The organism is Halobacillus sp. ABD4_316 (genome assembly GCF_056161385.1).
The window spans coordinates 518,916-544,211 of the sequence record NZ_JBSWZA010000001.1; the positions used below are offsets into that span (position 1 = coordinate 518,916).

The window sequence follows — 25,296 nt, forward strand, 5'->3', positions numbered from 1 at the left end:
TCTCTTTCTTCCAAGAACCTCTATGTATATGACGGAAAGCTGCAAATCAAACGCCGCAACATCTTATTATACCAATCAGAAAAGTTGTGACAAGGCTTTTCCACCGCTTTTGTGCGGGAAGGTTGAATAATTGCAATAGGTTTCAAGGTGTGTGAATGTGGGTAAATAGTACGGTCTTTAGTTTATGAAGGAGGAAATGCATGATAACTTTTACAGATGTGTCCAAAACGTACCCGGATGGGACGGCGGCTTTAAAACATATAAATCTCGAGGTGAAAGAAGGGGAACTGCTCACCCTGATCGGTCCGAGTGGATGTGGAAAGACAACGACGATGAAAATGATCAACCGGCTCATTCATCCAACTGATGGGACGATAGCGATACATAATAAGGACATTAAAGAATACAACGTTCATGAACTGCGTTGGAACATCGGTTATGTTCTTCAGGAAATCGCCCTCTTTCCACACATGACGATTGAGGAGAACATCGCCATTGTTCCTGAAATGAAGAAATGGAAGAAAAAAGATGTATCCGCGCGGATTGATGAGTTGATGCAGATGGTCGGTCTTGACCCTGAGAAACACCGGAAACGTAAACCGAGTGAACTTTCAGGTGGACAGCAGCAGCGTGTAGGGGTGATTAGAGCATTGGCAGCGGACCCGGATATTATCCTCATGGACGAACCGTTCAGTGCCCTTGATCCAATCAGCCGGGAGCAGCTTCAAAAGGATATCCGGAACCTGCAGCAGGAAATTAAAAAGACCATTGTGTTCGTGACGCACGATATGGATGAAGCCCTGGCCCTGGGAGACCGCGTCTGCCTGATGAAAGAAGGCGGGATTGTCCAGGTCGATACACCGCAGAATTTCCTTCTCCATCCGGCGGATGATTTTGTCCGTGATTTTATCGGAGGCAGGAAATCCCCATGGCTGACAGCTGTGGATATCATTATGGATCAGTCCGGAAGCAGGATTTTCCCTTATCACGACTTTCAACAGGGGCTGATTCCGGACAACGGATCGTATGTTCTCACCTCAGAAAAAGGTGTGTATCAAACAGGCGTCACGGACGGCAGGGAAGTCATGATGCCGGTCCTGAAGAACGGAACGGTTCTCCGGGAAGCCGTCTCTGAATTTGAAAAAGGCTCCCACCGGGTTCTTCCCGTTATAAAAGGAGACCAGCTCGTCGGTACTCTTTCCTATAAAGATATCGTTCATTACTTAAAAGAGAAATCTGATGAGGAACAGGGGGCTGTTCAGCTGTGAATGGATTTATTCAGGTTTTTGCAGAACGACAGGATGTACTGTGGGAGAAAGTGTGGGAGCACCTGCAGATCTCCATTATTGCCCTTGTGATCGCAACATTGATTTCTGTACCGCTCGGCTTGCTGTTAACGAGAAAATTGAACATTGCTGAACCTGTAATCGGGGTGACAGCGGTTCTTCAGACTATTCCCAGCCTGGCCGTCCTCGCTTTCTTGATTCCTTTTTTTGGAATCGGCGAAACGCCCGCCATCATAGCTTTGGCAGCATATGGACTGCTCCCAATACTCAGAAATACGTACACTGGAATAAAAGAAGTGGATCCGGCATTAAAAGAAGCGGCTACCGGGATGGGAATGAGTTCCTTCAGACGGTTATCCCGCGTCGAACTTCCGCTTGCGATGCCGGTCATCATGGCGGGTATCCGGACATCGATGGTCTTGATTGTGGGTACGACGACCATTGCCGCACTCATTGGAGCTGGAGGCCTTGGTGACTTGATCCTGCTCGGTCTTGATCGTGGAGGCGATGCCAATTTGATCCTTCTCGGAGCGATTCCTGCGGCTCTGCTTGCGATTCTGTTGGATCTTATCCTCCGATTGTTTGAACGGACATCAGCAAAGTCCGGGTTCCGCTCGCTCGTCAGTCTTCTTGTTATTGCCGCACTCATCGCTGTAGGACCGCTGCTGTTCAGCAGCAAATCGCAGAATGATCTCGTTCTCGGGGCTAAACTCGGGTCCGAACCGGCCATTTTAATCAACATGTACAAACTTCTCATCGAGGAGGAAACAGATCTTCAGGTTGGTTTAAAACCAAACCTTGGGAAAACAGACCTTGTTTTCAGCGCTCTTGAAGAAGGAAGCATTGATATTTATCCTGAATTCACAGGAACTGCCATCGTTTCCCTTATGGGAGAACAGGCGCAAAGTAACAAGGAACAGGAAGTTTACCAGCAGGCAGCCGATGGAATGAGTGAACAATATGACATGGCCTACCTGGAGCCGATGCAGTTCAATAATACGTATGCTGTCGCAACGACGGAAGAGCTTGCCGGGCAGTACGGACTGGGAAGCATCGGGGACTTGAAACAAGTGGAAGATCAAATAACAGCCGGATTCACCCTCGAATTCAATGACCGCCAGGACGGTTATCAGGGAATGAAGGAAGTGTATGATCTTAATCTCGGGGAAGTAAGAACAATGGATCCAGGTCTCCGCCAGGGAGCGATCTCCAATGGCGAAGTGGACATCATTGATGCCTATGCCACAGCAGGGTATATGGTGGACTTGAACCTCAAAGTGCTGGAAGATCCGGAAAATCTGTTTCCTCCGTACCAGGGTGCCCCGTTGATGAGACAGGAAACACTTGATCAGTTTCCGGAAATCGAAGATGCTTTAAATCAACTGGGCGGTAGGATTACCGGAGATGAAATGCGGGAAATGAACTATGAAGTGGATTTTGAAGACCGTTCACCAGAAACGGTGGCCCGTGAATATCTCGTTGAAGAAGGGCTTATCGAAGAATAGGAGGAATGGACATGCCATTTGAACATCCGTCTCCAGAGGAGATTAAGAATGTATTAAAAGAATCTAAAACAATTGTGGTTGTCGGACTATCCGATAAACCACACCGCACGTCCTACCAGATCAGTGAAGCCATGCAGGCGGCAGGGTACAAAATTATTCCTGTAAACCCGACGATAACGGAAGTGCTTGGCGAACCGGCCGCCGCTTCGCTTCAGGAGATCGAGGAGCCGGTGGATATTGTAAATGTGTTCCGCCGATCTGAATACCTGCCGGGAGTGGCCGAAGAAGCCCGGAGCCTTGGGGCGAAAGCTTTCTGGGCTCAACAGGGAGTGTATCATGAAGAAGCGTGGGAACAGTTGAAAGATACTTCCACAAAGGTGATTATGGACTCCTGTATCAAGGTTGCGCACAGCTTATACCGGTGATCAAATAAAGATGAATTTGAAAAAATCCCTGTCCTTTCAGGGATTTTTTCACGTTATCTGGAAGAATTATGTTTGCGAAACGATGTAAAATCGCTACAATATAACAAGCAGTGTTTTTTTGAGAGCGGTTGTATAAACAGCATCCATTTCACGAAACGATATAAGCAGGCATAAGACAGGCAGCAGAATAGAACGGGAAAAACCCTCTGTTCCACTGCGTGTCTTATAACTGAATCTGCCCGTGTAAACAGGAAAGTCATTTACACAATCGAACGTTTGTTCTATCATGATAATTAGTTGCTGTGTAAGAGAAAGGAGCCGATTGGAAATTGTCGAGTCAAAATCATACGTATTCAGATGATTCTATACAAGTATTGGAGGGGCTGGAGGCTGTCCGGAAGCGACCGGGGATGTACATTGGATCTACGGACCACCGTGGTCTTCATCACCTCGTCCACGAAATCGTGGATAACGCCATCGATGAAGCTTTATCTGGATTCGGACAAAAGATGACGGTTACCCTTCATAAAGATGGAAGCGTTTCTGTGCAGGATGAAGCCCGCGGCATGCCTGTAGGGATGCATAAAACCGGTAAGCCGACACCGGAAGTGATTTTAACCGTTTTACACGCCGGAGGTAAATTCGGCCAGGGCGGATACAAATCCTCCGGCGGTCTTCACGGCGTCGGAGCATCTGTGGTTAATGCCTTATCCGAATGGCTGGAAGTTCATATCTGCCGTGATGGGGAGAAGTACTATCAGCGTTTTGAAAAAGGGGGCGTGCCTGTTACCTCCCTGGAAAAAAAGGGAGCCACACGCAAAACAGGGACAACCATCCGGTTCAAGCCGGATCCTGAAATTTTTTCTGTAACGAAGTTTAATTTTGAAACCCTTTCGGAAAGACTGAGAGAAGCGGCTTTTCTTCTGAAAGGCTTTCGTATCATCTTAGTCGATGAGCGTAAGGATGGAGAGAAAGAGGAATACCAGTATGATGATGGACTGGTTTCATTTGTTAAATATTTAAATGAAGAAAAAGACACCCTTCATCACGTCGTATCGTTTGAAGGCATACAGTCAGAGATAGAAGTGGACTTTGCGTTTCAGTTTAACGATGGATTCGCAGAAAATATTCTTTCCTTCGTCAACAACGTTCGTACAAAGGATGGCGGAACGCATGAATCGGGAGCGAAGACAGCCGTTACCCGGGTGTTTAATGATTATGCACGCCGAACCCAGCTGTTGAAGGAAAAAGATAAGAACCTCGAAGGAAACGATATCAGGGAAGGCTTTACAGCGATCATTTCAGCAAGAATCCCTGAGGAGCTTCTTCAGTTCGAAGGCCAGACGAAAAGCAAGCTGGGGACATCTGAAGCCCGGTCGGCTGTTGACAGTGTGGTAGCTGAGAAACTCACTTATTTCCTAGAGGAAAATCCCGATTCGGCCTCGATGCTGATTAAAAAGGCGATCAGGGCGAAAGAAGCAAGGGAAGCCGCGAGAAAAGCGAGGGAAGACGCCCGTTCCGGTAAGAAAAAGAAGCGGAAGGATACGCTTTTAAGCGGGAAACTGACCCCGGCGCAGTCAAAAAATGCGGAGAAAAACGAACTGTATCTTGTAGAGGGGGACTCTGCGGGCGGTTCAGCCAAACAGGGGCGTGACCGCAAATTCCAGGCTGTTCTTCCTCTCCGCGGTAAAGTCATTAATACAGAGAAAGCTAAAATTGCGGATATCTTTAAAAACGAAGAGATTTCTACGATTATTCATACTATCGGTGCAGGAGTCGGAGGGGATTTCACCCTTGAGGACTGCAATTACGACAAAATTGTCATCATGACCGATGCGGATACAGATGGTGCCCACATCCAGGTGCTGCTGCTTACCTTCTTTTACCGCTATATGCGGCCCTTAGTGGAAGCCGGCAAAGTGTTCATCGCCCTTCCACCGCTTTATAAAGTATCCAAAGGCAAAGGAAAGAAAGAAAAAACCGAATACGCCTGGGATGAGGATGGGATGCAGAAAATCCTGAAGGAATTCAAAAATGGGTATACGATACAGCGCTACAAAGGTCTTGGTGAAATGAATGCCGACCAGCTGTGGGAAACGACCATGAATCCAGAATCCAGAACGCTGATCAGGGTTACAATTGATGATATTGCCCGTGTGGAACGAAGAGTTACGACATTGATGGGAGACAAAGTAGAACCTCGCCGAAAATGGATTGAATCCCACGTTGCCTTCGGTCTTGAAGACGAAGCAAACATTCTGGAAAACGATAAAATCCAATCATAAAAGGGGGACGTTCTGTTGGCTGAGGCAGAGAAATTTTTAGATTTACCTTTAGAGGAAGTTCTCGGAGACCGTTTCGGGAGATACAGTAAATATATTATTCAGGAAAGGGCCCTCCCTGATGCCAGGGACGGGCTTAAGCCTGTTCAGCGGAGAATCCTGTATGCGATGCATCAGGAGAAGAATACGCACGATAAAGCGTACCGGAAATCCGCAAAAACGGTGGGTACCGTTATTGGTAACTACCACCCTCACGGAGATACATCGGTGTATGATGCCATGGTACGTCTGAGTCAGACATGGAAAGTACGCAAACCGCTTGTGGAAATGCACGGAAACAACGGAAGTGTCGACGGCGACCCGCCGGCTGCCATGCGTTATACAGAAGCAAGGCTTTCAGCGATATCGTCTGAACTGCTGCGGGATATAGAGAAGCAGACCGTTGAATTCATTCCTAACTTTGATGACACGATTGAAGAGCCGACGGTGCTCCCGGCGAAGTTTCCCAACCTGCTGGTGAATGGATCCACAGGAATTTCAGCCGGATATGCAACCGAAATTCCCTCCCATAACCTTGGCGAGGTCATTGACGCGGTCATCATGAAAATTGACAAGCCTGAGGCGGAAGTATCGGAGCTGATGACCAAATTAAAAGGTCCGGACTTTTCCACTGGAGGAATCATTCAAGGCGTAGACGGAATCAAAAAAGCCTATGAAACAGGGAAAGGGAAAATCATTGTCCGCGGCCGCGCGGAGATCCAGGAACAGCGGGGCGGACGTGAACAGATCGTCATTGATGAAATCCCATTTGAAGTCAATAAGGCCAGCATGGTTAAGCGGATGGATGAACTCCGTATCGATAAAAAAGTGGAGGGCATTGCAGAAGTACGTGATGAAACAGACCGTACAGGCCTGCGAGTTGTGATTGAATTGAAAAAAGATGCCAACAGTGAAGGTGTCCTGAATTACTTATACAAGCATACCGATCTTCAAATTTCCTATAACTTCAACATGGTCGCGATCCACGACCGGACTCCGAAGCTTCTCAATCTTCCGATGATGCTCGATGCCTATATCGCACACCAGAAAGAAGTCGTGACCAGACAGTCCATTTATGACTTGAATAAAGCGAAACGCCGTGCACACATTGTGGAAGGCTTGATCAAAGCGATTTCAATCCTTGATGATGTCATCACTACAATTCGTGCGTCCAAAGATAAGGCAGATGCCAAGGCACGGCTGATCCAGGAGTACGCTTTCAGTGAGGAACAGGCGGAAGCGATTGTAACCTTGCAGCTGTACCGTCTGACAAACACAGACATTACAGCTCTCCAAGCAGAAGCGGAAGAGTTGAGGAAGCAGATTGAAGAGCTCGAAAAGCTTCTCACAAGTGAGCGGGAAATGCTGAAAGTCATCAAGTCCGACCTGCGGGCCATGAAGAAAAAATACAAAGATGACCGACTGACAAAAATTGAAGATAAAGTGCAGGAACTGAAGGTGGACTTGGATGTAATGGTGGCCAGTGAAGATGTCCTCGTTTCCATTACAAAACACGGCTACATTAAACGGACGAGCTTGCGATCCTACGCGGCATCAAATGGCGAGGATTTTGCTCTGAAGGACGGTGACCACCTGCTGCGTCTGGTGGAAATGAATACAACCGATACGGTTCTGCTGTTCACGAATTTAGGGAAGTACCTGTTTCTACCTGTTCATAAACTGCCGGATATCCGTTGGAAGGATTTGGGTCAATTTATATCCAACATCGTTCAGGTGGAAAAAGACGAATACCTTGTGGAAGCTATTCCAATACGGGAATTCAATGATGAGGATTTCCTGATGTTCTTTACGAAAAACGGCATGGTTAAAAAGAGTGAACTCCGTCTTTATCAGGCGCAGCGGCATTCCAAAGCCCTCGTGGCTGTGAATTTGAAAGGCGATGATGAAGTCGTCGATGTTCATATGACGGAAGGGACAGGGGATATTTTTCTCACCTCCAGCAAAGGTTACGGCCTCTGGTACAAGGAAGATGAAGTCAATACCGTGGGACAGCGGGCGGCCGGCGTCAAAGCCATGACATTGAAAGAAGGCGAACGGGTCGTATCCGGACAGATTTTCAAAGCGGAAGAAGACCCTTCGGTCGTCATGACCACTCACCGCGGGGCTGCCAAGCGGATGAGACTGAAGGAATTCGATCGTACGTCCAGAGCCAAGCGCGGTGTAATTATGCTTCGGGAGCTGAAGAAAAACCCGCACCAAATTGTAGATGTTCATCTCGTTCAAAGGGAAGACCAGATTGTACTCATGACAGAAAAGCAGGAGACGACGACGGTTAATCCGATGGACTTGAAAGCGAATGACCGGTACAGCAACGGATCTTACGTCCTCGATGTAGATCAAAAAGGAAGTGTTGTCGAATCCTGGGTGAAACCAGGGTACGAAGTGCCTTTTAAGCTGGAAGATGAAAACAGCCAGTAAAAATCAACGCCGACGGTTCAAAGCTCATGAACCGTCGGCGTTCTTTATTCAAACTTAGTAGCAACTCCGATATATAAAACAAAAAAACCATCAATAAGAAAAACCGGAAAATCAAAAGAATATACGTTTTTGACGCAGGAAAGAAATTGGATATGATTGTATTTTCAAAATACTATGATAAAATGAAGGTATATTCAGTTGAAGGGAGATGATGTATGAGCCGCTTACGCAGCACCATTCTCGAAACTTCTCTGCGGTTATTTGATGAACATGGTTTTCACGGTGTGACGGTTAACCAGATTGTAGCAGCCTCGGGGACATCCAAAGGGGGCTTTTACCACCACTTTCAATCCAAGGATGAACTCCTATTTGTGATTCATGACACCTTTATTACATACGTATTGAAAGAGGCTGGAGCAGCCAACGTGATTCACACCTCACCAACAGCCAAAATACAGGCTGTCATCCATTCTTTTGTGAAAGTTTTTGATTTATACAAACCACATATTTCTGTCTTCTATCAGGAAAGCAACTACTTAAAGCCGGCCTACGAGGAAAAAATTAAACGGAAACGGGATGAATTTAAGGACATCATTTTCGGGATCATCCATGAAGGTCAGGCGGACGGTGATTTTAGAAAGGAACTTCCTCTTGAAGTAACCGCTATGGCTGTCTTAGGGATGGTCAATTGGATATACAAGTGGTATCAGCAGGATGGAAGGTATTCCATTGATGAAATTGCGGAGGTGTACATTGATTTAATCCTTCACTTTTTACTGCCCGGAAGCAGCGAGCAGCTCATGCATCATATGAATAAAGTCCCTTTTTTTTACGATGTTAAGTAAACGCTTTCATTCTTTTTGTGTGCTTTACAGACCAACCAGTCGGTCTAAAATACAGCAAGGGGGAGTAAAATGAACTTTGAACTGACGAAGGAACAGGAAATGACACGGAAAATGGTACGGGACTTTGCGAATGACGTTATTGCACCAAGAGCGGTGGATATTGATCGAAATGCGGAGTTTCCGAAGGACATTTTCGATGAGATGGGGAGACTCGGTCTACTTGGCATTCCATTTCCTGAGGAGTACGGCGGGTCCGGCGGAGACACGGTCACGTACGCTCTGGCTGTTGAGGAAATCGGCCGTGTATGCGGGTCCACAGGGCTGAGTTATGCTGCAGCCGTATCTCTTGGAGCGAGTCCCATCTATTATTTCGGTACTGAAGAGCAGAAACAGGAGTATCTTATTCCGCTTGCTAAAGGAGAGGGACTTGCTTCTTTTGGTTTAACAGAGCCAAATGCAGGTTCGGATGCCGGCGGTACGAAAACACGCGCTGAATTAGTGGGGGATCATTATGTGATCAATGGAGAGAAATGCTGGATTACCAACGCAGAGTATGCCAGGTCCATTACGGTGACGGCAGTCTCGGGAAAGCGTGAGGACGGAAAAAACATCATTTCCGCGTTCATCATTCCTAAAGACACCAAAGGCATGAACATTACCAGCCCTTACGAAAAAATGGGTGTCCGTGGTTCCAATACTTCAGAAATCATATTGGAAGATGTGAAAGTACCGAAGGAAAACATTCTTGGTGATCCTTCCAAAGGGTTTCATCAGTTTTTGTATACATTGGACGGCGGCCGTATATCCATTGCAGCCCTTGCTGTCGGTATTGCTCAGGCGTCTTTGGATAAAGCCCTTGCCTACGCGAAGGAACGGAAGCAGTTCGGGCAGTCCATATCAAAATTTCAAGCCATTCAATTTAAACTGGCGGATATGGCCATGGAAGTGGAGCTTGCAAGGAACATGGTGTTGAAAGCCGCCTGGTTAAAGGATCAGAAAAAGGATTTCACGAAGGAATCCGCGTATGCGAAACTTTTCGCCTCTGAAACAGCGTTCCGTTCATCCAATCAAGCCATCCAAATCCATGGCGGGTATGGATACATGAGGGAATATGAAGTCGAACGTTTTCTAAGAGACGCCAAGCTTCTTGAAATAGGAGAAGGAACATCTGAAATACAGCGTATGGTCATCGCACGCCAGCTGGGATGCTAATTGAAGGAGGACGAGAGAATGACACTGCTCGAACAAACAGTCGGACAGCTGTTGGAGGAAAAGGCTTCGCTATATCCAGATCAGGAAGCTTATGTGTATCCCGAAAAAGGGATTCGTAAAACGTATGCGGCATTTAATGAAGAAGCTGATGCGGCCGCAAAAGGACTGATGGCTCTAGGGATAGAAAAAGGCGATCATCTGGCTGTTTGGTCTGATAATAAGCCGGAGTGGCTGATCACGCAGTTCGCTTCAGGGAAAATGGGCGGTGTGCTCGTTACCGTAAATACGAACTACCGCGCGCAGGAGCTTGAATATTTGCTGAAACAATCGGATGCCTCTACGCTCATTCTTGCTGAGGACTTCCGCGGAGCCTCCTATATGAACATTTTGAAGGAAATCTGTCCGGAACTGGAATACTCAGAGAAAGGCAGCCTGCAGAGTGAACGGCTTCCTTTTTTAAAGAACGTTGTTGTTCTGAGTGATACTCCGCATAAAGGGTGCTATTCCTGGCAGGACGTTATCGATATGGGGATGACCATTCAGGACGAGGAGCTTGAGGCAAGAAAACAGTCGCTGACGTCCACAGATGTCATCAACATGCAGTACACCTCTGGCACGACCGGCTTTCCTAAAGGAGTCATGCTCTCCCATTATAATATTGTGAACAACGGAAATCAGGTGGCCGGCAGCATGAACCTGACGCATCAGGATCGTTTATGCATTCCTGTCCCGTTTTTCCACTGCTTCGGATGTGTCCTGGGCACGCTTGCTGCGGTATCCAAAGGCGCGGCAATGGTCATTTTAGAACAGTTTGAACCGAAAAAGGTCCTGCAGGCAGTGAAAGATGAGGCATGCACAGCACTGCATGGGGTCCCGACGATGTTTATCGCAGAACTCAATCACCCAGAATTCGAAGACTTAAAACCTACGACCCTCCGCACGGGTATTATGGCGGGTTCGACATGCCCGATGGAAGTGATGAAAAATGTCATTCATAAAATGGGGGCGGAGGAAATCACGATTGCTTACGGGCAGACCGAGTCCTCACCAGTCATCACCCAGACCAATGTGCATGATCCTGTCCACCTGCGGGTCAGTAGTGTCGGCCGTCCTCACTCTAATGTAGAGGTGAAAATCATTGAACCGGCTACGGGTGAAGAAGTGGAACCAGGTGTACCAGGGGAACTTTGTACCCGGGGCTATCTTGTGATGGAAGGCTATTACAAAAATGAGGAAGCGACAAGCGCAGCCATAGACCCTGATGGATGGCTCCATACCGGGGACCTCGCTGTCAAGGATCACGAGGGCTATATCGAAATAACCGGAAGGATGAAAGACATGATTATCCGCGGCGGAGAAAATGTGTATCCAAGGGAAATTGAAGAATTTCTGTATCAGCATCCTGATGTACTGGATGTCCAGGTGGTCGGTGTGCCGGATGAAACGTACGGGGAAGAGATTATGGCCTGGATCATTCCAAAAGAAAATACGCACATAAATGAAAGCGATATCAAAGAATTTTGTGAAGGGCGGATTTCCAAACATAAAATTCCGCGTTATATCTTATTTACGCAGGAATACCCGATGACTGCCAGCGGAAAAATCCAGAAATTCAGATTGAGGGAAAATGCCCTTGATCTATTACAGACAGGAAAATGAGGGAGGAATTGGATGTTCAAAAAAATATTGATTGCCAACCGCGGGGAAATTGCAGCCCGCATCATCCGTACATGCCGGCGGATGCAGATCCAAACCGTTGCTGTTTATTCTGAGGCCGACCAACAGGCTCCTTTTGTAAAAATGGCGGACGAAAGTTATTTGATTGGAAAACCCAGGGTCAATGAGTCTTATTTGAACATCGATAAGATTTTGGAGGCGGCATTGAAATCCGGGGCTGAAGCGGTTCATCCAGGATACGGATTGTTAAGTGAAAATGCGGGGTTTGCACAACGAGTAAAAGAAGCAGGCCTCACATTTATTGGACCAGAAGCTGATGTCATCGCAAAAATGGGAGACAAAATTGCTGCGCGTGCCGAAATGAAGCAGGCCGGTGTGCCTGTCGTTCCAGGTACTGAAGAAGCGGTGGCTTCTGTAGAAGCAGCGAAAGCAGCAGCTCAAACGTTCGGATATCCGGTTATGTTGAAGGCAGCTGCCGGCGGAGGCGGGATCGGTATGCAGGCCGTCCATTCTGATGAGGAACTGGAAAAAGCATTCGAAGGAAATTCCAAACGGGCCAAAGCATTTTTCGGAGATGGAAAAATGTTTATTGAAAAGTTAATCGAAGAGCCGCGCCACATCGAAATTCAGGTTCTTGCGGATCATCACGGCCATGCTGTTCATTTGTTTGAACGGGAATGCTCCATTCAAAGAAGGCATCAGAAAGTGGTAGAGGAAGCTCCTTCCCCGGTCCTTTCAGAAAAAACCCGCCGGGAAATGGGAGACAGTGCCATCAAGGCTGTGGAGAGTCTGCAATACACCAATGCCGGAACGATTGAATTTCTTGTGGACCGGAATGAAAACTATTATTTCCTTGAAATGAACACCCGTCTGCAGGTGGAGCATCCTGTAACAGAGGAAATATCAGGTGTGGATATTGTAGAGCAGCAGCTGAAGATAGCCGCTGGTGACAAACTACTCCTTCAGCAGGATGATCTGCAGATCAACGGACACGCGATTGAAGTACGCATATATGCTGAGGATCCGAATACGTTCTATCCATCACCGGGGACGCTTTCGAACCTGGTGCTTCCGGAAGGGCCTGGAATCAGGCACGAACTGGCCGTGGAAAGTGGATCAGAGGTCACGCCCTTTTATGATCCGATGATTGCTAAATTGGTCGTTCATGGCAGTGATCGAAACCAAGCGGCTGAACGTCTTGCCAAAGCACTCCATGCCTATGAAATTGAGGGAATCAAATGCAACCTGACAATGTTAAAACGCATCATCACCCATGATAGGTTCCGTGAAGGAGATACAACAACAAGCTTCATTCAAAACTATTATCTACCTACTTTAACCAACCACTAAAAGGAGGACTACACATGTTTGAAGTAAAAGCATCGATGGCAGGAAGTGTATGGAAAATCACAGCAGAAGAAGGGGCTGAGATCAATGACGGGGAGGATGTCGTTATCCTAGAATCGATGAAAATGGAAATCCCCATCTCCGCAGAAACGTCCGGGACGATCAAAGAGCTGAAAGTAAGCGAAGGGGACTTTGTCAACGAAGGCGACGTTATTGCGATTATTGAATCATAGGAGCGGATGGTATGCTGAACCTGCCTGATCATGTAACGATAAAGGAAGTCGGACCAAGAGATGGTCTTCAAAACGAAGCAGAGGAAATCCCAACCGAAAATAAAGTCACTTGGATCAATCTGTTATCTGCAACGGGATTGTCTTCGATAGAAATCAGTTCGTTCGTACATCCGAAGTGGATCCCGCAATTGAAGGATGCTGCAAAGGTCGCCGCATCCATAGAACGGAAACCTGGTGTTACGTATGCCGCTCTCGTTCCGAATCAAAAAGGTCTGGAGGCAGCTTTAACGGCTGATGTCGATGAAGTCGCCGTCTTCATGTCCGCCAGCGAAACCCACAATCTAAAGAACATTAATAAAACGATTGATGAAACGTTCCCTGTGCTGGAAAACGTTGTACGGACAGCCAAACGCGAAGGGAAACAGGTGCGGGGCTATGTGTCTACAGTCTTCGAGTGTCCTTATGACGGGAAAACCTCACAGGACCAGGTCCTCCGGGTAAGTGACCGATTGTTGCGCATGGGTATTGATGAGTTATCCATGGGAGACACTCTCGGGACAGCGGATCCAAAGCAGGTGGACGAAGCGCTTGACTATTGGAAGCAGCACCTTCCATTAGAAAACATGGCGATGCACTTTCATAACACGAGAGGAATGGCGCTGGCGAACATCGTGGTATCCATGCAGCATGGAATCACCACCTTCGATGCGTCTCTCGGCGGTCTTGGCGGCTGCCCTTATGCGGACGGAGCCTCCGGAAACCTTGCAACAGATGATCTTGTTCATATGCTCCACCAGATGGGGGTTCACACAGGAATAGATGAATCCGCTCTCCAAAGAGCAGCGGATTACATGCAGCGTGTCCTTGGAAAACCGCTTCCCAGTCACGGCATGCAGATCCTGAATAAGGAAAGGGTGTAAGTCATGAATGAACTCATCCGTATGGAAGAGCCGGCGGCCCACGTTTGTCAGCTTACATTAAATCGACCGGACGCGGCCAATGCTCTTTCTCATGCGCTTTTAGATGAGCTGTCTGAAAAAATCGACCATATTCAGTCCCGCTCCGATATCCGGGTCGTCTTACTTACAGGAGAAGGAAGCAAGGCGTTTTGTGCGGGAGCGGATCTAAAGGAAAGGTCCGGAATGTCGGACGAGGAAGTCGTCAAAACCGTGCGGAAAATCGGGGATACTCTTCGTAAATGGGAAAAAGTCACTGTTCCTACGATTGCTCTCATCAATGGAGCGGCTTTCGGAGGCGGACTTGAGCTTGCTCTGGCCTGTGATTTACGTATGATGAGTTCTTCAGCGAAAGTGGGGCTCACGGAAACATCACTCGCGATCATCCCCGGGGCAGGCGGTACCCAGAGACTTTCAAGGCTGATCGGTCCGGGGCGGGCAAAGTCGATGATTTATACAGCCAAACCTGTGGAAGCAGCCAAAGCATTCCAGATGGGGCTCGTTGAATATATGTATGAACCGCAGATGCTTATGGAAGAAGCACAGGATTTGGCTGGCTGTATAGCAAGAAACGGCCCTTTAGCTGTAAAGGCTGCCAAAAACGCAATGGATACCGGGTTTGACATGCCGCTGGAGGAAAGCCTTGAAATTGAGCACGCCGCATACAAGTCGACCATCCCGACGACAGACCGGGTCGAGGGGCTGAACGCTTTTAAGGAAAAACGCAGACCGGAATACAAAGGAGAGTGAGCACGTGGAAAAAACGATGTCGGATCAGCAGTCGTTTGAAGAACGGGTGAAAAAAATCGCCCGGGGCGGCGCAGAAAAATATCATGAAAAGAACGCAGAAAAAGGTAAGATGTTTGTTCGTGACCGCCTCCAGTTATTGTTTGATGAGGATATTAATATCGAAGATGCTTTTTTTGCCAACTGTCAATCAGAAGGACTTCCAGCAGACGGGGTCGTTACAGGAATCGGCAGGATGAACGGCGAAACCGTGTGTGTAATGGCCAATGACTCTACAGTAAAAGCAGGTTCCTGGGGCGCAAGAACAGTGGAAAAAATTATACGTATTCAGGAAACCGCTCTGAAAATCAATGCTCCAATGCTTTATCTGGTCGATTCAGCGGGGGCAAGGATCACCGATCAAGTCGATATGTTCCCGAACCGGCGCGGAGCGGGACGTATTTTCCATAACCAAATCAAATTATCCGGACGAGTTCCCCAGGTTTGTCTGTTATTCGGACCATCTGCTGCAGGAGGGGCTTATATTCCAGCCTTTTGTGACATTGTCGTTATGGTTGATGGCAATGCCTCCATGTATCTTGGTTCTCCAAGAATGGCAGAAAAGGTAATCGGGGAGAAGGTATCCCTTGAGGAGATGGGTGGTGCGTCCATGCACTGCTCTGTATCAGGATGCGGAGATGTGCTGGCATCAGATGAGAAAGAAGCCATAGGGTATGCCAGGACCTATTTGAGCTACTTTCCAAGTTCCTATCAGGAGCGTCCGAAAACAAGGGAAGCAAGAGAACCGCAGGCGTTTGAAAAAACGATTGAAGAGTTGATACCTGAAAACCAGAATGCTCCTTTTGACATGTATCAGTTCATCGACCGGATTATTGATGAGGACTCCTTTTGTGAAATTAAGAAGAAGTTTGCTCCGGAATTGATTACAGGACTCTCCAGGATCAACGGAAAATCTGTCGGCATCATCGCTAATCAGCCGAGGGCCAAAGGAGGCGTGTTATTTCCGGATTCAGCAGATAAAGCCGCCAAGTTCATTCAATTGTGTGATGCCTTTAATATCCCTTTGTTGTTCCTCGCGGATATCCCGGGCTTCATGATTGGAACGAAAGTGGAACAGGCGGGAATTATCCGTCACGGGGCAAAAATGCTGGCGGCTATGAGTGAAGCGACGGTTCCTAAAATCTCTGTCATTGTCAGAAAGGCGTATGGCGCAGGGCTGTATGCCATGGCAGGACCCGCTTTTGAACCGGACGCTTGCCTCGCCCTGCCTACAGCTCAAATCGCTGTGATGGGACCGGAAGCGGCTGTGAATGCTGTCTACGCCAACAAGATTGCTGCCCTTCCGGAAGAAGACCGTCCTGCCTTCATTAAAGATAAGCAGGAGGAGTATAAGGAAAACATCGATATTTACCGGCTGGCTTCAGAAATGGTCGTCGATGATGTCGTGAAACCCGGCCGCCTCCGTCACGAATTGAGTACACGCTATGAAGCCTATACACGTAAAGATGTCCAATTTACAAATCGAAAGCACGGGGTCTACCCGGTTTAAAAACAAACGCCTGGATCTTTTTTGAGATCCAGGCGTTTGTCATGATTCTGTGCCGGCTTTTCTACCAAGATCAGAGATTTCCTGTACACTTTCAGGGTTTTCAAGGGCGCTCAAATCTCCTGTGGACTGGTTTAAATAAGCAGATTTAACCGCACGGCGCATCACTTTGGCATTTCTCGTTTTAGGAAGGTCTGATACCAGGTGGATGATGTCCGGTGACAAAGCTTTTCCGAGCTTCTGATGCAGATGCTTTTTCAATTCTTCAATCAAAGACGCTTGCTCCACCGGTTCATCGTTAACCACTACAAAAGCGACCGGTTCTTCCCCTTTGGTTTCATGAGGGATACCGATGACGCCGGCTTCCAACACAAGAGGGTGGTCCACGAGTACCGTTTCCACTTCCGAGGGACCCAGCCGTTTACCTGCTACATTCAATACGTCATCAGACCGACCTGTAATTGTAAAATAGCCTTCATCATTTTCTACCACCCAGTCTCCGTGCACCCATGTATCCGTAAAGCGGCTCCAGTATGCTTCTTCGTACCGCTCGTCATCTTCAAAAAAACTGTTGGTCATGCCTGCCCATGGCTTACGAATCGCCAATTCACCCACTTCATTAATCACACGTTCTCCTTGATTATTCAATACGACAGCATCCATGCCAGGCAGGGCAGCATTGAAAGTGACCGGCTGGATCGGCTTGATCAGGATATTTCCAAGAATGCCTCCGGATATTTCTGTCCCTCCTGAATAATTAAAGATCGGTACCTGTTTATGACCTGCATGTTCAAACAGCCAGTTCCATGGTTCTTCATTCCAAGGCTCTCCTGTGGATGCAATCAGTTTCAAGGAGGTAAGAGAATGACGATGCAGCCATTCAGGCCCGTGCTTCATCGATGTGCGTACCAGCGTTGGAGAAAGACCGAGATGTGTCACGTTATACGTGTCGACAATCTCCCATAAGCGGTCAGGTCTGGGATAATCCGGTGTGCCTTCAAACATGACGATGGAGGCGCCGTTAATAAGACCTCCGTACACGAGGAAAGGCCCCATCATCCATCCCATATCGGTGTACCAGAACAAAGTATCCTCCTTAGTAACGTTCATACAGATTCCCGCATCAAAAGCGGCTTTTATCGGAAAACCAGCATGTGTATGAACCGCTCCTTTCGGTTTACCTGTCGTACCTGATGTGTAAATCAACATGAAGGGGTCCCCGGCTTTTGTAGCGGCTGATGGAAAAGGACCCTTTTTTTTCTGCAGTGAAGACCAGGCAACGTCCCGCGGCTCATGCCACTGGATATCGGTACCGGATCGCTCAACTACAAAGACATGCTCCAGAGAGGGACACTGCTCTGCTGCTGCATCTGCCTGATCTTTCATTTGAATGGTTTTCCCGCGCCGGTAGAAGCCATCGACCGTTATCATGGCTTTTGCTCTTGAAGCCTGGATTCTTGCAGCTACGGCATCTGCTTTATATCCGGAGAACGCAGGGGAAAAGACAGCACCGACTTTAGAAAGGGCAAGCATACTGATCAGGGTTTCCGGAATCATCGGCATATAAATCGTCACAATATCCCCTTCCGCTATACCATAGCGCTGGAATCCGTGTGCAGTCTGATCGACAGCTCCCTGAAGTTCTATAAAAGAATAGGAGGATGAATCGCCACGATCTCCTTCCCAGAACAAGGCCGTTCTATTTCTATGCTCCGGGTCTTCCGCCCATTTGTCGAGGGCATTATGAGCCGCGTTGATTTCACCTCCGACAAACCATTGGGGATACGGGAGGCCCCGGGACAAATCAAGCGTCTTTTTGAAGGGAACAGACCATTCGATGCCGAGTTCCCGGCATGCTTCCTCCCACATCCATTCCACCCGGTCTGTTGTGACTTTATGAAAGGTATCATAATCCGTAAAGCCTGATCTTTTCATCCACTGAAACAAGCGGGTGGATTCCTTCTGCTTTTGTGTCGGATTCCATACATTTGGATATGTACGCATAGAAACTTCCTCCTCATTCAGGAATGACTTGAATCCATTATATAATAAAGCGTTTTCATAAACTATAAATGTACAGATTTCACAAACTTTATAAAAAAATCCAGAAAATCTGAAACAAAAGGAGGGGGTTTTTCGATATGCTAGACAGCCCTTCTTTTTACAAGGGACTAATGGAAGGAGTGGATGGTATGTTCGAGGGAGCTTTAACGGTTATTATTCTGGGAGTGCTTGGTGCTGCCTTAATCATCGGCGGAATTGTAACCTTTATTATTTTCCGTCTGCGTTATAAAACGGCAAGTTCCAATGAAGCTTTGATTGTAACAGGGCCGAAGCTTGGAGATCCGGAACAGGAAAAGAACGTGTTTGAAGATGATAACGGAAGGTCGGTTAAAATCATTCGGGGCGGCGGGTATCGTCTCCGGATGTTCCAGACAGCAACACCCATTGATTTAACGTCCTTTCAACTGCAGGTCAATTCTGAGAAGGCCTACACAAAGGAAGGGATTCCGGTACGCGTAGCCAGTACAGCGGTCATCAGTATCGGCAGTGAGCTTGAGATTATGGCGAACTTTGCTGAGAAGTTTCTCGGGAAGAAGCAGAACGAGCGGGAATCAGAACTGAAGGATGTACTGAATGGACATTTGAGGTCCATTATCGCCTCCTTGCCGATTGAGAAGATTTACAACGACTTTAAAGAAGTCAACACGCAGGTGAAGCGGATTGCAGAAGCAGACTTGAAAGGCATGGGTTTTGAGATTACATCCTTTGCTTTGAATGATGTGGAAGATGTAGACACCGAGAACGGCTACATAGATGCGCTCGGGCGCCCTCATATCGCTGAAGTACAGAAAAAAGCGAATATGGCGGAATCGGATGCAACGAAGGAAACACGCATTTATCAGGCTAAGAACGATCAGGAAGCGCAGGATGAGGAAAACCGACGCCTGACGGCTGTTGCATCTTCCACTAAAGAAAAAGATATTAAGGAAGCGGAATTCCAGACTGAAACAAACCGGGCGAAAGCGAATGCCGACCAGGCTGGTGAACTGGAACGCCAGAAGCTTGCCCAGCAGATTAAAGAAGAGGAATTGAAAGTTCAGTATATTGAAAAGCAGCGGGCCGTGGAGCTTGAAGAAGAAGAAAACAAGCGGAGACGATCCATTGCTGATGCGGAAGCTTATGAAGTCACGAAACGGGCCCAGGCAGAAGCAGATAATGAGCGGATCAAAGGGGAGTCTGACGCCGAAGTTATCCGTCAGCGCGGTATAGCGGAAGCGGAATCGAAAGAACGGATGGCCAAAGCAATGGAACACTACGGTGAAGCGGCCATTATGGAAATGTTGATTAAGGTTCTTCCTGAATATGCAGAGAAAGTGTCCGCGCCGATCAGTCAGATCAAGGATATGAAAGTGATTGATATGGGTGGAGCAGACTCCAGAGGTGGCTCCTCTAAAGTTGCAGGCAATGTAACCTCGACAATGCTTGGAATACAGGAGTCTTTGAAGGAAACAACAGGCATGGATCTGAAAGCGATGCTTGAGAGCTATGTTTCCAGAGGAACCGTCAATGGTTTTGCTTCTGAGGATAAAAAAGGCGCAGAGGAAGCGGCAGCAGCAGCTGAATCGCCTGAACAGAATGAAGAATCAGCAGGGGACAAGTCAGAAGAAAACGAAGAAAAAGAAGAATGACGAAGCGGCGGGGAGCGGATGATGCTTCCCGCATTTTTTATCATTTCAGGTTTAAACTATTGGCATCGTGGGTAAAATCTCATTTAGGTCTCAAAGTCCGACATATTTCGTTTTCTTCTGAGTGTTTATGGAGTTTACAAAGAATTAATTGTTTCAAAATTGAATTAATGGTAAAGTCAAAAACGTAGAGACCATGACTGAACAGGAAAGGCATACCGGTTTGGTGGAATCTTTCCAGTTTTCGAACATTAGTCAAAAGTGTTACTCTATAAAAGAGAATACGAGTATGCAAGATGTAACTAGGAGGTAGATTATGAGAATTATTGTAGCAGGGGGAGATGGTTTCTGCGGATGGCCGACTGCCCTGTACCTATCCAAGCAGGGTCATGATGTAACCATCGTGGACAACTTAGTACGCAGGAAGTATGATGACGAGCTTCGCTCCAATTCAGTAACACCCATTGCCACACTTGAAGAGCGGGTGGCCAAATGGAAAGAAGTATCAGGGAAAGAGATTAAAACCTTTATCGGCGATCTCAACCACTATGATTTCCTGAGTGAAGTTTTCCGTCAGGTTGAGCCTGAGGCGTTCGTTCACTTTGCCGAGCAGCGTTCTGCTCCTTATTCCATGATTGACCGTGAGCATGCGGTGTATACGCAGACGAACAATGTCATGGGGAACTTGAACGTTCTTTATGCCATCAAGGATTTCGCACCGGAATGCCATTTGATCAAACTGGGCACGATGGGCGAATACGGCACACCCAACATTGATATTGAAGAAGGATATATTGAAATTGAACATAAAGGAAGAAAAGACACGCTTCCATACCCTAAGCAGCCAGGCTCTTTCTATCACTTGTCCAAAGTGCATGACAGCCATAACATTACGTTCGCCTGCAAAATCTGGGGTATTCGTGCGACAGATTTAAACCAGGGTATCGTTTATGGTTTACATACCGAAGAAACACGTATGGACCCGGTGCTTGTGAACCGTGTGGACTATGACGGTGTGTTCGGGACGGCTCTGAACCGCTTCATCAATCAGGCAGCAATCGGGCATGATATTACGGTGTATGGTTCAGGCGGACAGACGCGTGCGTTCCTAAACATTGAAGATACCGTGCGCTGTGTGGAAATCGCCGCTGAAAACCCGGCAGATAAAGGGGAATTTCGTGTATTCAACCAGTTTACAGAATGGTTCTCCGTTCAGGAGCTGGCTGAAAGAGTTTATAAGATCGCGAAGGAGGAAGGTCTTCAAACAGAAGTGAAGAAGATTGAAAATCCTCGTATTGAGAATGAAGACCATTATTATAATGCGGTCAATACGAAACTCCGTGACCTTGGTCTGGAGCCTCATCTGCTGACAGACGATGTGATCCGGGATATCCTCCGTACAGCTGTTGAAAACAAAGATCGTATTATCCAGGAGAATGTTCTGCCATCAATTACCTGGAAGTAAGGAGTTTTCCGCTTTGAAAATCGCCATCATTACAGAAACTTTCCTGCCATCAACAGATGGAGTAGTTACAAGACTGAAGGAAGCCATTACGTATCTCCTCAATCAGGATCATGAAGTGGTTGTCATTGCTCCAGATCTTGGTGTGAAGGAATACAAAGGAGCGATTGTTGAAGGGGTTAAAACGACAAAACTGCCTTTTTACAGGTCCAAGGAATTCAGCCTGCCACAAAAACGGGTGAAGGATCTGCTGCAAAAGCACGATCCTGACCTCGTTCACGTGGTCAACCCAGCCCTCGTCGGGGTTTCTGGTGTGTATTATGCGGATAAGCTGAATTACCCGCTGATTGCTTCATACCACACACACGTGCCGAAATACCTGGACTATTACAGGCTTTATCCATTTAAACCGCTTGTATGGTGGTACTTCAGAAAGCTTCATAACTACGCCCATGTCAACTTATGCACATCACAGGCGATTAAGACGGAGCTGGATGATAAGAATTTCCATAATGTCAGCGTATGGGACAGAGGTGTAGCTGTGGATCATTATCATCCCGGACACCGGACCGAGTCTATGCGCAGCCGTTTATCCAACGGTAAACCAGAAAATAAGCTGCTTGTGTTCGTCGGAAGACTGGCACCTGAGAAAGAAATTCATAAAATCAGGCCGCTGCTGGACGAACGGGAAGACATTTCTCTTGCGATTGTGGGGGATGGTCCTGTCAAAGGAGAACTCGAGGAGGCCTTTAAAGGGACGAATACAGTGTTTACAGGCCTGCTTCATGGAGATGAACTGGCTGAGGCATTTTCTTCTTCAGACGCGCTTATTTTTCCGTCGGTGACCGAAACACTGGGTCTTGTTATATTGGAGGCTATGGCGTCAGGTTTACCCGTCATAGCAGCCAAGAGTGGTCCGACAATGGAGCAGGTGGAAGATGGCCGCACAGGGCTTTTATTTGAAAATGAGAATACCGAAAGCATGATTGAAGCCATCAACCGTTTGGAAGATACCTCTCTTTATGCCGACCTTTGCAGGAATGCCAGGAAGGAAGCTGAAAAACACAGCTGGCAGAAGCCTTCTGAGCAGATCTTGGACTATTACTACAAAACGCTTCGCGTGTACGAGGAAAGTACAGCTCAAACACCGAAAAAATCGAAAGTTAAGGTCACAGAGTAATAACTCTGTGGCTTTTTTATGCAGTTTTAACTCCAATGAAAGGATTATAACGAAATAAGAACATACGTTCTATACCCGAAAAAGAGGCACATTTTACACTTTATCATAATATTCTTACTTATTACTTAGTAGCAACTCCAATAAATAAATAAAAACAAACCATCCATAACACGTAACAAATCGAAAGGAGGTCAAACTAGTACAAGTTCATATTCAAATCAAGGAGCTGTTTCAATGGAATGACAGGCAAAATTGGTATCAGGCGCTTATATGAAGGAAACGAATCCGTGTGACATGCAGCAGATTGAGCATTTTCAAACCAAAATACTTAATAATGAAGATCAATAGATTCATCTAAATGAATATTTGAAAAAACAAAGAAATGATAAAAGTCATGGGTTAATCATCAATGATCTTATGCTCGTGCCGTTAAACCGGATGGATGTTCATAGGATTTTGGAAGATGTTACGGCAATTCGAAATTTCATCAATCAACTGAAAGATACTCAATGATCATTATGTGCTGCGATAAAACAGTAACATTTGATTTTTCGCTGGATGAGGAATGTCTACAATCCTGTTTCATTTTGTTTTGTCTCAATAACATGAGTAAACTTAATATTTGAGACAGGATTACATGATTTGCACTAGCTTAGTATAATATATATTATGTTAACTAGATAAAAAGTGAAAAATTAAGAGGATCATGAATCATCCCCTTTTTTATGGTTCACCAATTTTTCAGCCGCCCTTCGGAATTCCGGGTCTTTTCTCAACCATGTCCGATATGTATTTACAAGAATGCCTACTTCTTTGCATGCATCCAATTCAGAAGCATGTTTGCTCAGCTCATGTAAAACGATTTCTTTTCTTTCTTTTACGACCAAACTTGTTTTTAAGTGTTTAAGATCTTGGAGTTCTTTATAATCCATTTCTTCTTTATTGAATTCTGCCAGTTTCCGGTCTATACATAAGTCATGATTTTCATACATCCATCTGCTGAACTCAAATATAGACTTCCGACCACTGACTATGACCCGCACATATGGACCACTGGGCTTCGCATAGCAGCGTATTCCCAGGGCTGCTATACAATCCCGTAATGTATACATGAACGATTCAGACCCTCCAACCATATTCACCTGTTTTTTTGATCATTAATGTTTCCATCACCATCAAAATAACCGCGGACAAAATGATTGAGATATGCTCCAGGTACAAGAGAAAACTTCAATTTCATGGATTTATTGGGGACCATGCTTTAAAGTAATGCTCGTTGACGTGATATTTACGTTTCCAGCTGCCGCGGGGACGCATAGGAACATTCATCTTTTTCAAAATAAGACGAATGGCGGCCGGAGTAATGCCCGCCTCTCCTGCAATCACTGTTGTACTTTCCCCATGTTTGTACCGTTCTGCAATTTCTTCATTCGTCAGCCGGCGTCTCCTTGAACTCGATCCATTCGATACCATGATGAGCCTCCTTAGACTAGTTAAGATCATTATACCGAACATTTGTTCCTGTATCCATTTTTCCGCACTTTTACATGCCACACCTTTTTTTCCAATCCTTTAAGTAAGCGTATACATCATTGCTGTTAAAGGATTCAGCTGAGATGCTCAAGGATACTTCGCTTTCGAGTATTTGAAATAACTCAGCGATTGTGAGGAGCGCCTTCCAATTCTCATTGTAATCACTTCCTGTATAGGTGGCCTGATAAGATACCCAAAGTTCTTTAGGAAGAAATCGTTCAAAAAATTTACCGGAACTGCCGACAGAGACTGAAAAATCATGTTTTGAGCCAATGTACCAGCTCATCATTTGGTGCAGCATCCTTCTCACAGGACCCTCCAGCATCGTTTTAGCATAAGGCAGCTGCTTCCGCTCCAAGCCTTTAGCCACATACAGGCTGACCCACCAGAATTCATTGCTGCAGCGATAAACCTCTTCCTGTACAGGTTTCTCAACGATGTAATCGCTGTTGTCTGGAGCAGGAATTTCCGGAAGACACCCATCTTTGTCGAGCAGAACTTCCGTTAAACTCTCGAATGTTTCAGGAAGATCGTGGACGTCAACGAGAGTCAAATCAATTCTTGTCCCATCTGTAAACTGCATCAAATAAGCAAACCGTCCCCTCTTTCCATCCTCATCGTATAAAGGATAATGATCAGGCATCTGTGTGATCAGCCGCTCCCCGAAAACATCAATCCATGTGTGATCTTTCATAAAGGACGAAAAATCAGACACGGTATACTGAATGTCGTAATCCTGAAGAGCGTCATGTTCTGCACTCGCATTGACCCTTGATCCATTTAACAGCACCGCTCGTATCCGCTCATCCTGCTCAGCCGTATGTAAAACCAAATCATACATCTCCTGTTCTGTACGCACCTTTAAACCCCTCTCCGATAGTTGTCATTCTTTC

20 protein-coding genes are annotated in these 25,296 nt (G+C 46.6%); 16 read left to right on the plus strand and 4 right to left on the minus strand.

The features are described from left to right. The first annotated feature begins 200 nt into the window (after positions 1-200). The 13 genes from ACXAJH_RS02825 to ACXAJH_RS02885 all read left to right on the plus strand — a co-directional run bounded on the left by ACXAJH_RS02825 (position 201) and on the right by ACXAJH_RS02885 (position 16,542). Positions 201-1,268: an ABC transporter ATP-binding protein gene (locus ACXAJH_RS02825; RefSeq protein WP_474968594.1), complete on the plus strand. Its 1,068-nt coding sequence runs from the start codon at positions 201-203 to the stop codon at positions 1,266-1,268. Then, positions 1,265-2,791 (plus strand): ABC transporter permease/substrate-binding protein, encoded by a 1,527-nt coding sequence (locus ACXAJH_RS02830; RefSeq protein ID WP_474993029.1) that lies wholly within the window; start codon positions 1,265-1,267, stop codon positions 2,789-2,791. The genes ACXAJH_RS02825 and ACXAJH_RS02830 overlap by 4 nt, the downstream gene beginning before the upstream one ends. Before the next feature lie 11 nt (positions 2,792-2,802). Next, positions 2,803-3,216, plus strand: coding sequence for a CoA-binding protein (locus ACXAJH_RS02835; RefSeq protein ID WP_474993031.1), 414 nt, complete (start codon positions 2,803-2,805; stop codon positions 3,214-3,216). 329 nt (positions 3,217-3,545) lie between these two features. Further along, on the plus strand, positions 3,546-5,501 hold the full coding sequence (parE, locus tag ACXAJH_RS02840; protein WP_474968598.1) for a DNA topoisomerase IV subunit B: 1,956 nt from the start codon (positions 3,546-3,548) through the stop codon (positions 5,499-5,501). A gap of 15 nt (positions 5,502-5,516) precedes the next feature. Then, a complete protein-coding gene (gene parC, locus ACXAJH_RS02845) occupies positions 5,517-7,976 on the plus strand; it encodes a DNA topoisomerase IV subunit A (RefSeq protein WP_474968599.1) in 2,460 nt (819 codons plus the stop codon). 215 nt (positions 7,977-8,191) lie between these two features. Further along, positions 8,192-8,821, plus strand: coding sequence for a TetR/AcrR family transcriptional regulator (locus ACXAJH_RS02850; protein WP_474968600.1), 630 nt, complete (start codon positions 8,192-8,194; stop codon positions 8,819-8,821). A 69-nt stretch (positions 8,822-8,890) separates the two neighbouring features. Continuing rightward, on the plus strand, positions 8,891-10,033 hold the full coding sequence (locus tag ACXAJH_RS02855; RefSeq protein ID WP_474971425.1) for an acyl-CoA dehydrogenase: 1,143 nt from the start codon (positions 8,891-8,893) through the stop codon (positions 10,031-10,033). 18 nt (positions 10,034-10,051) lie between these two features. Then, positions 10,052-11,692, plus strand: a complete 1,641-nt coding sequence (locus ACXAJH_RS02860) for an AMP-binding protein (RefSeq protein WP_474993033.1) — start codon at positions 10,052-10,054, stop codon at positions 11,690-11,692. Positions 11,693-11,704: 12 nt separating this feature from the next. Continuing rightward, complete coding sequence (locus ACXAJH_RS02865; protein ID WP_474993035.1) at positions 11,705-13,060, plus strand: acetyl-CoA carboxylase biotin carboxylase subunit; 1,356 nt, start codon at positions 11,705-11,707, stop codon at positions 13,058-13,060. 14 nt (positions 13,061-13,074) lie between these two features. Continuing rightward, entirely contained in the window at positions 13,075-13,290 is a 216-nt protein-coding gene (locus ACXAJH_RS02870; RefSeq protein ID WP_474968604.1) for an acetyl-CoA carboxylase biotin carboxyl carrier protein subunit, read from the plus strand. 11 nt (positions 13,291-13,301) lie between these two features. Further along, a complete protein-coding gene (locus ACXAJH_RS02875; RefSeq protein ID WP_474993037.1) occupies positions 13,302-14,210 on the plus strand; it encodes a hydroxymethylglutaryl-CoA lyase in 909 nt (302 codons plus the stop codon). Positions 14,211-14,213: 3 nt separating this feature from the next. Beyond that, positions 14,214-14,996: an enoyl-CoA hydratase-related protein gene (locus ACXAJH_RS02880; RefSeq protein WP_474993039.1), complete on the plus strand. Its 783-nt coding sequence runs from the start codon at positions 14,214-14,216 to the stop codon at positions 14,994-14,996. 16 nt (positions 14,997-15,012) lie between these two features. Continuing rightward, positions 15,013-16,542 (plus strand): acyl-CoA carboxylase subunit beta, encoded by a 1,530-nt coding sequence (locus tag ACXAJH_RS02885; RefSeq protein WP_474993455.1) that lies wholly within the window; start codon positions 15,013-15,015, stop codon positions 16,540-16,542. A gap of 39 nt (positions 16,543-16,581) precedes the next feature. Here the strand turns inward: ACXAJH_RS02885 and ACXAJH_RS02890 are convergent, their stop codons facing one another. Continuing rightward, positions 16,582-18,543: an AMP-binding protein gene (locus tag ACXAJH_RS02890; RefSeq protein WP_474993041.1), complete on the minus strand. Its 1,962-nt coding sequence runs from the start codon at positions 18,541-18,543 to the stop codon at positions 16,582-16,584. Positions 18,544-18,731: 188 nt separating this feature from the next. Here ACXAJH_RS02890 and ACXAJH_RS02895 point away from each other — a divergent pair, with 188 nt between their 5' ends. The 3 genes from ACXAJH_RS02895 (at position 18,732) to ACXAJH_RS02905 (ending at position 22,870) form a co-directional block, all read left to right on the plus strand. Continuing rightward, positions 18,732-20,231, plus strand: a complete 1,500-nt coding sequence (locus ACXAJH_RS02895; RefSeq protein WP_474993043.1) for a flotillin family protein — start codon at positions 18,732-18,734, stop codon at positions 20,229-20,231. Positions 20,232-20,544: 313 nt separating this feature from the next. Further along, positions 20,545-21,693: an NAD-dependent epimerase/dehydratase family protein gene (locus ACXAJH_RS02900; protein WP_474968609.1), complete on the plus strand. Its 1,149-nt coding sequence runs from the start codon at positions 20,545-20,547 to the stop codon at positions 21,691-21,693. 13 nt (positions 21,694-21,706) lie between these two features. After that, positions 21,707-22,870, plus strand: a complete 1,164-nt coding sequence (locus ACXAJH_RS02905; RefSeq protein ID WP_474968610.1) for a glycosyltransferase family 4 protein — start codon at positions 21,707-21,709, stop codon at positions 22,868-22,870. A 704-nt stretch (positions 22,871-23,574) separates the two neighbouring features. On the opposite strand, the gene ACXAJH_RS02910 is transcribed toward ACXAJH_RS02905, so the two are convergent. The 3 genes from ACXAJH_RS02910 to ACXAJH_RS02920 all read right to left on the minus strand — a co-directional run bounded on the left by ACXAJH_RS02910 (position 23,575) and on the right by ACXAJH_RS02920 (position 25,262). Further along, positions 23,575-23,862 carry a hypothetical protein gene (locus ACXAJH_RS02910; RefSeq protein ID WP_474993045.1) on the minus strand — a complete coding sequence of 96 codons (288 nt, stop codon included), beginning with the start codon at positions 23,860-23,862 and terminating at the stop codon, positions 23,575-23,577. Between the two features lie 244 nt (positions 23,863-24,106). Continuing rightward, positions 24,107-24,343 (minus strand): helix-turn-helix domain-containing protein, encoded by a 237-nt coding sequence (locus ACXAJH_RS02915; RefSeq protein ID WP_474993047.1) that lies wholly within the window; start codon positions 24,341-24,343, stop codon positions 24,107-24,109. A gap of 70 nt (positions 24,344-24,413) precedes the next feature. Next, positions 24,414-25,262: an aminoglycoside 6-adenylyltransferase gene (locus ACXAJH_RS02920; protein WP_474993049.1), complete on the minus strand. Its 849-nt coding sequence runs from the start codon at positions 25,260-25,262 to the stop codon at positions 24,414-24,416. Positions 25,263-25,296: the final 34 nt, after the last annotated feature.

Excerpts from the sequence above, each read along its gene's own strand:
- ACXAJH_RS02890 (WP_474993041.1), bottom strand. The coding sequence starts at position 18,543 with ATGCGTACATATCCAAATGTATGGAATCCGACACAAAAGCAGAAGGAA.
- ACXAJH_RS02870 (WP_474968604.1), top strand. The coding sequence starts at position 13,075 with ATGTTTGAAGTAAAAGCATCGATGGCAGGAAGTGTATGGAAAATCACA.
- ACXAJH_RS02835 (WP_474993031.1), top strand. The coding sequence starts at position 2,803 with ATGCCATTTGAACATCCGTCTCCAGAGGAGATTAAGAATGTATTAAAA.
- ACXAJH_RS02885 (WP_474993455.1), top strand. The coding sequence starts at position 15,013 with ATGTCGGATCAGCAGTCGTTTGAAGAACGGGTGAAAAAAATCGCCCGG.
- ACXAJH_RS02860 (WP_474993033.1), top strand. The coding sequence starts at position 10,052 with ATGACACTGCTCGAACAAACAGTCGGACAGCTGTTGGAGGAAAAGGCT.
- ACXAJH_RS02915 (WP_474993047.1), bottom strand. The coding sequence starts at position 24,343 with ATGGTATCGAATGGATCGAGTTCAAGGAGACGCCGGCTGACGAATGAA.
- ACXAJH_RS02910 (WP_474993045.1), bottom strand. The coding sequence starts at position 23,862 with ATGTATGAAAATCATGACTTATGTATAGACCGGAAACTGGCAGAATTC.
- ACXAJH_RS02825 (WP_474968594.1), top strand. The coding sequence starts at position 201 with ATGATAACTTTTACAGATGTGTCCAAAACGTACCCGGATGGGACGGCG.
- ACXAJH_RS02865 (WP_474993035.1), top strand. The coding sequence starts at position 11,705 with ATGTTCAAAAAAATATTGATTGCCAACCGCGGGGAAATTGCAGCCCGC.
- ACXAJH_RS02850 (WP_474968600.1), top strand. The coding sequence starts at position 8,192 with ATGAGCCGCTTACGCAGCACCATTCTCGAAACTTCTCTGCGGTTATTT.
- ACXAJH_RS02895 (WP_474993043.1), top strand. The coding sequence starts at position 18,732 with ATGTTCGAGGGAGCTTTAACGGTTATTATTCTGGGAGTGCTTGGTGCT.
- ACXAJH_RS02880 (WP_474993039.1), top strand. The coding sequence starts at position 14,214 with ATGAATGAACTCATCCGTATGGAAGAGCCGGCGGCCCACGTTTGTCAG.
- ACXAJH_RS02855 (WP_474971425.1), top strand. The coding sequence starts at position 8,891 with ATGAACTTTGAACTGACGAAGGAACAGGAAATGACACGGAAAATGGTA.
- ACXAJH_RS02900 (WP_474968609.1), top strand. The coding sequence starts at position 20,545 with ATGAGAATTATTGTAGCAGGGGGAGATGGTTTCTGCGGATGGCCGACT.
- ACXAJH_RS02875 (WP_474993037.1), top strand. The coding sequence starts at position 13,302 with ATGCTGAACCTGCCTGATCATGTAACGATAAAGGAAGTCGGACCAAGA.